Genomic DNA, 12,057 nt, shown 5'->3' with positions numbered 1-12,057 from the left:
TAATTGATGTTTGGGAGAGGTGTCGATCACGATGCAGCAGAAAAGAAGCAGAGGGCGGATTCTAAAAGAGGATGGCGACGATCTGCGCGGTGTTATCCTGGCGGCTGCGACGCACGAGTTTTCGACAAAGGGTTTCGATGGCGCACGGGTGGAAACCATTTCGCGGGCCGCGGGCGTCAACATCAATCTCGTATACCACTATTTCGGGAAGAAGGAGGCGCTGTTCATCGCAGTGATGGAGCAGGCCTATGTCCGTATCCGGACCCATCATAACGACACCAATGTCCGGAACTTGGGCCCAGAGGAGGCAATGGCGGAACTGGTGCGCGCGACGTTCCGCTTCTTTGCCGGCAATCTTTATATCATCGGGCTTCTGAATTCCGAAAACATGCATGAGGCCTGCCATATCAAGCAGTCGGAGAAGATCCGCACCCTCTACGATCCGCTTCTCGATCTGATCGCCGAGACGCTGGAGCGCGGGGTCGCAGCCGGGATCTTCCGATCGAATGTCGATGCAGTCCAACTGTTCCTGACGATCAATGCCGAGAGCTATTTTCATCTCTCCAACAGGCACACGATGGGTTTTGTCCTCAAGCAGGACCTCATGACGGACGAAGCCCTGGCGCGGCGGGAAGCGCATGTTCTCGACGTGGTCCTTTCCTATCTCCGGCTTCCTTCAAAAAATTAATAGGACACTTAAAAAGATTGACTGCCTGCGGAGCCTGCGTTAAGTGTTTACTTAATTTCTGGAGGAGGCCCATGACACATCTTGTTGCTGCCGGCGGCATGCCCGCATCCATCGAATCCGAAGAAACCTTGGAGGATCTGCTGTCCACGCCGCCCTCGTGGCTCTCCGACAAGCTGCGCTCCCTTGAGGGCGACATTCTTGTTCTCGGCGTGGCCGGTAAAGTTGGGCCAACCCTTGCTCGCATGGCAAAGCGCGCCGCGCCGGAAAAGAAAGTAACCGGCGTCGCACGCTTTTCCGACGCCGATGTGCGGCGCCGGCTGGACAGCTGGGGGGTGGAGACAGTGTCCTGCGATCTTCTCGACCGCGATGCGGTGCAGGCTCTGCCTGACGCCGCGAACGTGGTCTATATGGCTGGCAAGAAATTCGGCACCGACGGTGACCGCAGCTTCGCCTGGGCGATGAACACCCATGTGCCTGCGCTGGTGGCCGAAAAGTATCGTGCGTCGCGGATCGTCGCTTTTTCCACTCTGTGCGTCTATCCCTTTGCGCCGATCGCCGAGGGAGGTTTCGGTGAAGAGGTCGAACCGGGTCCGACCGGCGACTATGCGACCAGCTGCGTCGGACGCGAGCGGATGTTCGGCTATTTCTCGCGCAAGTACCAGACACCAGGCCGGCTGGCGCGGCTGAACTATGCCATCGATCTCAGGTATGGCGTGCTGCACGATATCGCCAACTGGGTGCGCACGGGCACGCCCATTCCACTTGGAACCGGCTTTGCCTCGGTCATCTGGCAGGGGGATGCCAATGCGCAGATCTTAGGCGCGCTTGCCCATGCAACCGTTCCCACCAGTCCGCTCAATATTGGCGGTCCCGAACATATGAGCGTCGTTCTGGCCGCCCGGGAATTCGGGCGGCGTTTCGGCAAGGAGCCCGTCTTTGCTGGTGAGGTGCAGTCCGACGGCTGGTACAACAATACGCTGAACGCGCAGCGGCTGTTCGGCTACCCCTCCATCCCGCTGGCGGTCATGATCGATTGGGTCGCGGACTGGATCGAGCGCGACATGCCAAGCCATGGAAAACCTACGCATTATGAGGAGCGGCAGGGCGCATTCTGATTGAAATGCCCGATGGGGGAGGTGCGCCCGCCCCCTTTGGTTGCGGAGGAGGGTGCTTACGGGAGGAATGAGCATGAGGGTAGCTCTTGGAGTGACGGCCATCGCGCTTGCCGCGATGTTTGCAGCACCCGCTGCGGCCGAGGAGCGCATTACATTCACCCTGAACTGGGTGACGGCCGGGGAGCATGCGGCCATCTATTGGGCGAAACACGCCGGCTGGTTCAAGGAAGCGGGCATCGATTTCGTCATCGAGCAGGGGCAGGGCTCGGGTGTGGCGGCGCAACGCGTCGGTGCCGGCGCATCGAACATGGGTATTGCCGATCTTGGCACGGCCATGGTGGCAAAGGGGGCTGGCGCGGATCTGACGGCGGTCATGAGCGTCTATGCCAAAACACCCTACCGGTTCTACTGGCTGGCGAGTTCAGGCATCAAGGATCTGGCGGATTTCCCCGGCCACAAATTCGGCAACCCGCCGGGCGATGCCGCCCGGGCCATGTGGCCGGCGCTCGCGGGCGTCAACAAAATGGACGCCAATTCGATCGAATGGGTGAACATCGCCGCCAATGCCAAGGCGAGTTCGATGGCTTCCGGCGCGATCCAGGGCACCACCTATTTCGCCAACTACCACCATGTGATGGCCAATGCTTTTGGCGACGATCTGCGCTGGTTCGACTGGTCGGACAAGGGACTGAACCCCTATGGCAATTCCATCCTGGCGAATGGCACTTTCCTCAAAGCTCACAAGGAACTGGTCGGCAAGGCCGTCAAGATCCTGCAGCGCGCCTATCTTCATTGTGCCGAGAAGCGGGAGGAATGCGTCGCCATCCTGCCTGAATATGCGTCTGGGCTGGTGGTCAAGAACGAGCAGGCCAACTGGAACGTCACCGTCGATCTGATGGCAGATAAATTCTCCACGACGAAGGGGCTCGGCTATTTCGATCCGGATCGGGTGGCTGCCGACTACAAGCTGGTGAGCACCTATTTCAAGGTTGCGCAGCCTTTTGACCCGGCAACCTTCTATTCGAACGAGTTCATCGACCCCGCGGTCCGGATGATCGCCCCGAAACAGTGAAGGAGCACCGCTGAGCTTGACGATGCCAAGGGATGCCCTTGCTCATCGTCAGGGTCGGCGGCGACCGCCATGAGCCAATTTCTCAAAAACACAGCGGCCGGGTTTCTCCAGGATTATGGCGGAGCCGTCCTGATCCATCTGTTGCTGATCCTCATCTGGCAGCTGGTTGCCGATTATGGCGGGCTGCCCCCCTATATGCTGCCGTCGCCCACGGAGATGCTCGCGACCCTTTCCGAGACCGGCAACCGGTGGGCGCAGAACGCCGTCGTCACCATGATCGAGATCGTCGGCGGCTTTGCGCTGGCCGTCGTCATTGGTGTCGCGCTGGCGCTGGTGTTCAGCTGGAGCCGGACGGCGCTCCTGCTTTTCATGCCCCTGCTGGTCTCGCTGAACATGGTTCCAAAGGTGGCGCTTGGTCCGCTCATCATCGTCTGGTTCGGTTATGGCCTGATCACCAACATGATGATCGCCTTCGCCATCTGCTTTTTCCCCGTCGTGATTACGACCGCCAAGGGGCTATCCGAGATCGAGCCGGAACTTCTCTATCTGGCCCGGACAGTGCGGGCCTCGCGCTGGCAGATTTTCCGCAAGATCCAGTTTCCCGGAGCGCTTCCCTATATCTTCTCAGGCATGAAGGTTTCGGCCGTGCTGGCGGTGGCGGGTGCGGTGGTGGGTGAATTCATCGGCTCGGACAAGGGGCTGGGCTATCTGATGCTTCAGGTGCAGGTCAATCTTGATACGGCATCCATGTTCATGGCCGTCCTGCTGATAACGCTGATCGGTGTTGCGCTCTATGGTGCCGTGGCGCTGCTCGAATGGCTGCTGGTCAATCGCGGGGGGCAGGCATGACAGATCAACCGTTCATCCGGATATCGGGCCTTCGCAAGGTCTATGGCGAAGGCGGTGCCAAGCCCTATGTGGCCTTGTCCGATGTCACCTTGACCGTCAACGAAGGAGAGCTTCTCTCGATCGTCGGACCATCCGGCTGTGGCAAATCCACGTTGATGATGATCATTGCCGGCTTGCAGAAGGCATCAGCCGGAGAGTTGCAGATCGGCACTGCGCAGGGTGATTTCGATCCACACCGGCATATCGGCATGGTGTTTCAGCAGGCATTGCTGCTGAAATGGCGCACAGTCACCGAGAACATCTTGCTGCCAGCGGAGTTTCTCGGTCTGCCGATGAAGGAAGCGCGTGAACGCGCACGCTACCTGCTCCAGCTGGTCGGGCTTTCTGAGCATGGGGAGAAATATCCCAAGCAGCTTTCGGGCGGACAACAGCAGCGCGTGTCGATCGCGCGATCGCTCATCCACGACCCGAAGCTGGTGCTGATGGACGAGCCGTTCGGCGCGCTGGATGCGCTGACGCGCGAGAAGATGAACCTCGAACTGCTGCGGATCTGGGAAGAGAGTGGCAAGACGATCCTGTTCGTGACCCACGGCATCAGTGAGGCCGTGCTGCTCGGTTCGAAGATTGCGGTCATGACGGCAGGCCCGGCTCGGCTGGCAGAGATGATCGATGTGAAGCTTCCGTACCCCCGGCGGCTTGAGATGAAGACCCACGAGGACTTTGGCGTCTATACGCGCCGGGTCTATTCGCTTCTCGGTATGGAGTGATCCTGATGACAAGACCCGATTATGGGACCGGGCTCATGGCCTTCTGGTCCGACATCGATGACGACTATCTGATGCGTTACCAGCAATGGCACAACTGCGAGCATGTGCCGGAGCGCGTTTCAACGCCCGGCTTTCGCCGCGGCCGGCGCTATCGTTGCGTGACCGGTGCCCCGCATTTCCTGATGATGTACGAGACGGAGAACCCGGGCACCCTGGCATCGGATGCCTATATGGCCAAGCTCAACGCACCGACCCCGTGGACCAAGGAGGCGTTGACCCATTTCCGCAATCCCAATCGCGGGATCTACTCGATCGCCCATCAGGAGGGAGAGGAGGGGCCATTCTGCGCCACCTGGATCACCGCGCTACGCTTCACACTCACTGGCGAGGCTGGAGCCGATGCGGTGCGGGACTGGCTGGGCGCGATGGCGGCGGAGGCAGGCATCGGGCGCGTCCAGCTCTGGCGGGCGGATGTCGCAACCTCCGGCCTCGCGACAGCTGAACGCAAGATTTATGGTGGGTCCGCCGCCGGTGACCACCTGCTACTGCTGATCGAATCCATGCTGCCGCACGCAGAACAGGGTGATGCGCTGCACGCTGGAGACAGGGCAGCGCCCCCGCTTGCGGCCCGCAAGGGCGAGGTCAAAGGCCAGTATTGGCTGGAACTCTATCATCATTCCCAGGCGATTTATGGAGGCATGCAATGAAACTGGTCCGCTATGGTGAAATCGGGGCGGAACAGCCCGGCATCCTCGATAAGGACGGCCGCATTCGCAGCCTCTCGGGCCATTTGTCCGAGATAGATGGCAATGCCCTGCAGCCGGACGCGCTGGCAAGGCTCGCAGCGATCGACCTTGCGGAACTGCCGCTTGCGCCCGAAAATCCACGCCTTGGCCCACCGCTGGCACGTCCGGGAAAACTGATCGGGATCGGGTTGAACTATTCGGATCATGCGGCGGAATCCAACCTGCCGATACCCAAGGAGCCCATCGTCTTCATGAAGGCGACATCGGCGATTGCCGGCCCTTATGACGCCGTCGTGCTGCCGGCCGATGCGATCAAGCCGGACTGGGAAGTGGAACTGGCTTTTGTCATCGGTCGAAAGGCCAAGCGCGTCACAGAAGCCGAGGCACTTTCTCATGTCGCCGGCTACCTGATCTGCAACGACATCTCCGACCGCCACTGGCAGGCGGAACGCGAAGGACAGTGGACAAAGGGCAAGAGCCATGATGGCTTCGCACCGCTCGGGCCATGGCTTGTGACGGCGGACGAGATTGCCGATCCGGGCCAGCTGGCAATGACACTCGATGTGAGCGGGGTCAGAAGGCAGAATGGCAGCACCAGGACGATGATCTTCGGCGTTGCCTATCTCGTCAGCTATCTGTCCCAGTTCATGACCCTTGAGCCGGGCGACGTCGTGACGACGGGCACGCCCCCGGGCGTTGGGCTTGGCATGCGCCCGCAGGTCTGGCTGAAGCATGGGGATGTGATGCGCCTGGAAATCGAAGGGCTTGGCCATCAGGAGCAGCATGTCCGCGTGGAAGGGCGTTAAGACCATGACGAGCGCCCCGCGCGATGCTGGCAGCTACGATTTTATCATCATCGGCGCGGGGTCTGCCGGCTGCGTGCTGGCCAACCGCCTGTCAGCGGATCCACGCCGGCGCGTGCTGCTGCTCGAGGCCGGCGGCAGCGACAATCACATCTGGGTTCATGTGCCTGTCGGCTATATCTATGCCATGGGCAATCCGCGGCTCGACTGGTGCCTGAAGACGGAGGCGGAGCCCGGCTTGAACGGAAGGGCGTTGAATTATCCCCGCGGCAAGGTGCTCGGCGGCTGCTCTTCCATCAACGGCATGATCTATATGCGCGGCCAGGCGCGCGACTACGATATCTGGCGCCAGATGGGCAATGAAGGCTGGGGATGGAGCGACGTGCTGGCCTATTTCCGGCGATCGGAACGATATCAGGGCGGCGCCGACGACATGCACGGCGACAGCGGCGAGCTCCATGTCCAGCGCCAGCGCCTGAACTGGCCGATCCTCGATGCCGTTCGGCAAGCGGCCATCGAACTGGGCATACCGGCCAACGACGATTTCAACCGCGGCGACAATGAAGGCGTGGGCTATTTTCCGGTGAACCAGCGGGACGGGATCCGCTGGAATGCGCGCAAGGCGTTCCTAGATCCGGTTCGGCGACGGCGCAATCTGACGGTGCTCCCCAATTCGGAAGTGACCGGTGTGACACTGGAGGGAACGCGCGCCACGGGCGTCACCTTCCGCAGAAACGGCGAATTGCATCACGCCAAGGCCGGAGCGGAAGTGGTGCTCAGCGCCGGCGCCGTGGGCACGCCCAAGCTGCTGGAACTGTCCGGGATCGGTGACGGCGCGTTTCTCTCCAGCCACGGCATTGATGTCCGCCATCATCTGCCGGGCGTCGGGGAAGGCTTGCAGGATCATCTTCAAATCCGCACCGTCTTTCGCATCACCGGGGCAAAGACGCTCAACGACATCAACGCGAGCCTCGCCGGGCGGCTCGGCATCGCCGCACGGTATCTCTTTGCGCGCAACGGTCCGATGGCGATGGCGCCAAGCCAGCTCGGCATCTTTACAAGATCGTCGGATCGACACGACACCGCCAATATCGAATATCACGTGCAGCCGCTGTCGCTGGACGCCTTCGGCCAGCCACTGCATCGGTTTCCCGCCCTGACGGTTTCGGTCTGTAACCTGCGGCCGCGCAGTCGGGGCTCTATCCATATCCGGGACGCCGATCCGCGGTCGCCACCGGCGATCCGGCCGAACTATCTCGCCGATGCGGTCGACAGAGAGGTCGCCGTAGAGAGCATCCGTCATGCGCGGCGGTTGATGGCAACCGAGACCTTGCGAAAATACGCGCCGACCGAAATCCTGCCAGGGCCGGCCCTAGGCTCCGACGACGAACTGGCCCACGCTGCCGGCAATATCTCGACGACGATCTTTCATCCGGTCTCCACCGCACGAATGGGGCAGGATGCAATGGCGGTGGTCGACGATCGGCTGCGGGTCAGAGGGCTGCAGGGCATCAGCATTGCCGATGCCTCGATCATGCCCACTATACCGAGCGGCAATACCCATGCGCCGGTGACGATGATTGCGGAAAAGGCAGCAGACATGATCCTGCAACGGGCAGCGGAATGACAGCGTCCGGAGTGAGATGGCCGGTCGTCCTGTCGGCTTTGTGCGGCGGGGCCGCAGCATCCATGCAGATCGGCAAGGCAAGCGCGGCCATACCTCTGCTGCGCAGCGAATTCGCTTTGACGCTGACCGAGGCCTCCCTCTATCTCGCCCTGTTCAGTTTGGGAGCGGCGCTGCTGGGCGTGCCTCTGGGGATCGCGGCCCGGCGGTTCGGGGTGTTGCGGGCCGGCATTCTTGGCCTTTTGCTCATTGCCGGCGCGAGCCTGACCGCGGCAATGATCGACAGCTGGCCGGTCATTCTTGCCTGCCGGGCGGTTGAATCGCTTGGTCTGCCTTTGGTGGTGACGACCATGCCGGCTCTCGTTCAAGCGGCGGCTGGTCCCGAGCGGCGCCAGTTGGTCGGCGGCATTTGGGCGGCCTGGTTACCCCTCGGTGTGGCGCTTGCTTTGTTCTTGTCCATGTCGCTGGTGGGCCATGCCAGCGGGCGGCGTGACCTGTTCCTGTGGTGCGGGATCGTGCCGCTCCTTGCAATCGGCGCACTTCTGGTAGCGAAGCCATCCGCACCCGCCGCGACGGAATCTGCGCGCAGCGGCCGGCTGAAGGCGGATGTCTGGATGATGGCGGCGGCCTTTCTGCTGTTTTCAGGTATCAACCTGATTGTGACCGGGTTCCTGCCAAGCATTGCCGAGGCGGATCTCGGCCTTGGCCAGCGATATGCTGCTCTCTATGGCGGGTTCGCGGCGTTGTTGATCATTGCCGGCAACATGCTGGCTGTCGTCTGTCTCACCCGCGGAATGTCCACCCGCCGGCTGCTGGCCCTGGGTTTCCTCGGCATGGGGCTCTGTTCCGCATTGTTCCTCCTTTCGAGCCTGCCGGTTTGGAGCCGGATTGTCGGGGGAACAGGCTTCCAGATCTGCGTCGGCATCGTACCCGGTGTGCTCTGGGCAAAGGTCCCGCTCCTCGTGCAGCGCTCGGGCCGCAGCGCGCCCTTTATCGCCAGCCTTTACTATCAGGCCGGCGGAATCGGGCAGGTGGCGGGGCCGCTTCTCGCCGCCGCCGCCGTGGATGTCACCGGCACCTGGACAGGAAGCCTTGGCCTTATAGGGCCATGCAGTTTTCTGGGCGTTTGTTTGGCCCTGTTGCTGAAGGATCGAGAGGGCGCAGCAGCTGTGCCAGAGTTGCAAGGACGATTAAATCATCGAGGCGATTCAAACATTCTGCCCGATAGATAGGCCTGAGCGTTCAGAATATCGGGGAGGGCGCATGGGCACCCACATAGAAGCCCGACGCAAAAAGGTTCGCGGCAAACATTTTGGTGCTCCGTTCAGCGGGCAAGCTTGACGGCGTAGTCGATGGCTTCGACCAGGCTGGACGCGTGAGCGATCCCCTTGCCGGCAATATCGAAAGCCGTTCCGTGGTCCACGGAGGTGCGGATGATCGGGAGGCCGAGCGTGATATTGACCCCGGACAATCCGACCCATTGCCCGGTCTTCGGATCGACTTGGAAGCCGAGCAGTTTGACGGGGATGTGTCCCTGGTCGTGATACATGGCGACCACCGCATCGTATTGGCCGGCGCGCAGTTTGACAAAAACCGTGTCGCCCGCAACAGGACCTTCGACATCGTGCCCGCGGGCGCGCCAGCTTTCAACCACCGGGGTCGTGATGTCGATGTCATGCCGGCCGAAAGCACCGCCTTCGCCGGCATGGGGGTTAAGGGCCGCGACGGCGATCCGCGGCCTTTTGATCCCCAGACTGACCAGCGCTTCATGCGTCAATTCGATCACCCGGCCGACGCGGTCGGCAGTGGCGCGGCGAGGGACGTCTTCGAGGGCGCAATGGGTGGTGACGTGGGTCACCCTGAAAGCATCATGGGCCAGCATCATCACGCCACCGCTCGACCCGGTCAGTTCGGTGAGCAGTTCCGTATGGCCGGCATAGTGATACCCGGCGAGATGCATGGCTTCCTTGTTCAGCGGTGCGGTGACGATTGCCGAAATGCGCCCAGCCAGTGCGAGCTCGACGGCGATGCGGACCGCCTCGTAGGCCTGTCGGCCACCCTCTGCATCGATGCAACCGGTTTGAACGGCGGCCGCGGCGGGCACCGGCAAGATGGCGGTGACGCTCGCGTCTTCCAGCGCATCGAGGCTTGTCACCGTCGGCACCGGCAGGTCGAGCGCCGTTCCGGTCCTGCTCAGGATCTCCGGATTTCCGACGATCAGCAGGCGCAGGCTCTCGCGTTGCAGTCTTTCAGAGAGCAATTGTGCCGCCTTGAGGCAGATTTCCGGGCCGATACCGGCGGGATCACCCATCGTGATTGCAATCGTCTTGACGGTCATCGTGGCTCCAGAATTCAGCTTTTCCAAAATTCTACCAGAAAACACCAGGGCGGCAACATATTTACACCTATTATTGGTGTTTTGTGAAGGTAGTTGACGTTTTGTGGCGCGCACCCTAGCATCGCCGAATTGCCCGACAGGAGATACCGGCATGTTTCCAGCCCAGAGACGCGCGCGCATCATCGAGCACCTGCGCCTGCAGGACGCCGCCACTGTCCGGGATCTCAGTGAGCGAATCGGTATTTCTCTTTCCACCGTCCGCCGCGACATCGACTATCTCTGCGAAACCGGACATCTGGAGCGCACCCACGGTGGCGCGATGCTGAAACCGACGATGCGCGCCGGCTTCGAGCCCGCGCAGGATATTGCCGAGGCGATGGCCAGCGAGCAGAAACGGGCGATCGGCCGCCATGCGGCGACCTTGATAACGCCCGGGCAATCGGTGATCTTCGACAGCGGCTCGACCACGGCGGCGGCCGCCGCCGCTGCCGGCGAGCGCGACACGCCCTTCTATGCCGCAACGAACGACCTGAGGATCGGGCTTATTCTTGGCCAAAGACCGCATATCGGCGTATCGGTCGCGAGTGGGCAGGTGCGGCCGGGCTCGGCGACGCTTTACGGTGCAGGCGCGGCGGATTTCTTCTCCCGCCTGCATGCCGATATTGCCTTCATTGGCGTGCATGGCATTTTCGACACGGTGCTGACCGACACGACGCCCGAGATTGCCGATCTCAAACGCCTTGTCCTGCCCGCGGCCGATCGCATCGTGCTTCTGGCGGACAGTTCGAAATTTGAGTTGCGCGCCTTCTGCGCCTTCGGGCGTATGGCCGATATCGATCTCGTCATCACCGATAGCGGCCTTTCCGACGTCCATCGTGCAAGTATCGAGTCGGCTGGCGCGACGGTGGAAATCGCCAATGCATAGCGGTTTGCGGATTATCGCGGACGATCTGACGGGCGCGCTCGACAGTGCCTGCGCCTTCGCCTCGCCTGAGTGGCCCGTGCCGGTTGGATGGACCACACCTCAGCCCTCAGGCAATCGCATGGCCATCAGCACCGAAAGCCGCCACCTCTTAGAAGCCGAGAGCATGCTTGCGGTCGAAAACGTCTTCCATTTGCTGAACGAAGAGACATGCAACGCGACCCTGTGGTTCAAGAAGGTCGACAGCGTCCTGCGCGGCCATCCGGTCGGCGAAACCATTGCTCTCTATCGGGCAGGGGGATTTGATCATCTGGTTTTCGCGCCCGCTTTCCCCGATCTCGGTCGCCTCACCATCGATGGATGGCAGATGCTGCAGGAAGGCGTCGGCAACTTTCGCCGCGCCGAAGGTCCGTCCCTCGTCACAGCCTTTGCCGGTCACGGCCTTAAGGCGCATCTTCTTCGCCCTCCCTATGAAATGTTTGCAAACGAAGCGCGGACCGGTGGATGCGTCTGGATTGTCGACGCGAAGACCCAGCAGGACTTGCAACAGGCTGCAGCGCGGATTGCCGGATCTCTTCCCGGTCGCGTTCTCTGGTCCGGCAGCGGCGGCCTGGCGCTCGCTCTTGCCAATGCCGGTGCACGACCGTCGATCCCGATCCCACCGATAACGACCGTCATTACGGGAACGCGGCATCCGGTCACGCTTCGCCAGCTTGAGCGTTTATCCGCCGGGCGCGATCCCTATTCGAGATTGACCATCCATTCTCCATCGGTGACAAGCACGTCGCCTGCGCAGACTGCACGACGTCTTGGTGAACTCGCGAGGTCGCTTGCCATCCCCGGGAGGGATGAAGCGGTGGTCGTGATTGGTGGCGATTCGCTGGTGACAGTGCTGGTGGCAGCTGAGGCCTGCGATCTGCTCTGCATCGGCGAGGCCGCGCGCGGCGTTCCGATCAGCCAAGTGCGTGGCGGTCGCCTCGACGGGGTAACACTCCTCACCAAATCCGGCGGTTTTGGCGGGGATGACCTTCTTGCCCATCTTTTGTCGGTATCCCGATCCGCGCCATAAGCCCCGCGCTTGGACGGGGTTCTGCTGGAACGGGCGCACGTACCCGCCTGCGATTGAGGCCCAT

12 protein-coding genes are annotated in these 12,057 nt (G+C 61.7%); 11 read left to right on the top strand and 1 reads right to left on the bottom strand.

The window, feature by feature from the left end:
• Positions 1-31 precede the first annotated feature (31 nt).
• The 9 genes from J2858_RS20125 (at position 32) to J2858_RS20085 (ending at position 8,896) form a co-directional block, all read left to right on the top strand.
• Complete coding sequence (locus tag J2858_RS20125) at positions 32-688, top strand: TetR/AcrR family transcriptional regulator (protein WP_210106650.1); 657 nt, start codon at positions 32-34, stop codon at positions 686-688.
• Positions 689-759: 71 nt separating this feature from the next.
• Positions 760-1,803: an NAD-dependent epimerase/dehydratase family protein gene (locus tag J2858_RS20120; protein WP_245366827.1), complete on the top strand. Its 1,044-nt coding sequence runs from the start codon at positions 760-762 to the stop codon at positions 1,801-1,803.
• A gap of 73 nt (positions 1,804-1,876) precedes the next feature.
• Entirely contained in the window at positions 1,877-2,875 is a 999-nt protein-coding gene (locus J2858_RS20115; RefSeq protein ID WP_210106649.1) for an ABC transporter substrate-binding protein, read from the top strand.
• A gap of 69 nt (positions 2,876-2,944) precedes the next feature.
• Positions 2,945-3,724 carry an ABC transporter permease gene (locus J2858_RS20110; protein WP_210106648.1) on the top strand — a complete coding sequence of 260 codons (780 nt, stop codon included), beginning with the start codon at positions 2,945-2,947 and terminating at the stop codon, positions 3,722-3,724.
• Complete coding sequence (locus J2858_RS20105; protein ID WP_210106647.1) at positions 3,721-4,491, top strand: ABC transporter ATP-binding protein; 771 nt, start codon at positions 3,721-3,723, stop codon at positions 4,489-4,491. Before J2858_RS20110 ends, J2858_RS20105 begins: the two co-directional genes overlap by 4 nt.
• Before the next feature lie 35 nt (positions 4,492-4,526).
• Positions 4,527-5,198, top strand: coding sequence for a DUF4286 family protein (locus tag J2858_RS20100; protein ID WP_210106646.1), 672 nt, complete (start codon positions 4,527-4,529; stop codon positions 5,196-5,198).
• Positions 5,195-6,043 carry a fumarylacetoacetate hydrolase family protein gene (locus J2858_RS20095; protein ID WP_210106645.1) on the top strand — a complete coding sequence of 283 codons (849 nt, stop codon included), beginning with the start codon at positions 5,195-5,197 and terminating at the stop codon, positions 6,041-6,043. The genes J2858_RS20100 and J2858_RS20095 overlap by 4 nt, the downstream gene beginning before the upstream one ends.
• A gap of 4 nt (positions 6,044-6,047) precedes the next feature.
• Positions 6,048-7,667, top strand: a complete 1,620-nt coding sequence (locus J2858_RS20090) for a GMC family oxidoreductase (protein ID WP_210106644.1) — start codon at positions 6,048-6,050, stop codon at positions 7,665-7,667.
• Positions 7,664-8,896, top strand: a complete 1,233-nt coding sequence (locus tag J2858_RS20085) for an MFS transporter (RefSeq protein ID WP_281067753.1) — start codon at positions 7,664-7,666, stop codon at positions 8,894-8,896. Before J2858_RS20090 ends, J2858_RS20085 begins: the two co-directional genes overlap by 4 nt.
• A 92-nt stretch (positions 8,897-8,988) precedes the next feature.
• Here the strand turns inward: J2858_RS20085 and pdxA are convergent, their stop codons facing one another.
• Positions 8,989-10,002, bottom strand: coding sequence for a 4-hydroxythreonine-4-phosphate dehydrogenase PdxA (gene pdxA / locus J2858_RS20080; RefSeq protein WP_210106642.1), 1,014 nt, complete (start codon positions 10,000-10,002; stop codon positions 8,989-8,991).
• A 151-nt stretch (positions 10,003-10,153) separates the two neighbouring features.
• Between pdxA and J2858_RS20075 the strand changes: the two genes are divergently transcribed.
• Positions 10,154-10,927 carry a DeoR/GlpR family DNA-binding transcription regulator gene (locus J2858_RS20075; protein ID WP_210106641.1) on the top strand — a complete coding sequence of 258 codons (774 nt, stop codon included), beginning with the start codon at positions 10,154-10,156 and terminating at the stop codon, positions 10,925-10,927.
• Positions 10,920-11,993 (top strand): four-carbon acid sugar kinase family protein, encoded by a 1,074-nt coding sequence (locus J2858_RS20070; RefSeq protein ID WP_210106640.1) that lies wholly within the window; start codon positions 10,920-10,922, stop codon positions 11,991-11,993. Before J2858_RS20075 ends, J2858_RS20070 begins: the two co-directional genes overlap by 8 nt.
• Positions 11,994-12,057: the final 64 nt, after the last annotated feature.

The sequence above is a fragment of the Neorhizobium galegae genome (assembly GCF_017877135.1).
Classification (GTDB): Bacteria; Pseudomonadota; Alphaproteobacteria; order Rhizobiales; family Rhizobiaceae; genus Neorhizobium; species Neorhizobium galegae_A.
This window is presented reverse-complemented; position numbering and strand designations above follow the sequence as displayed.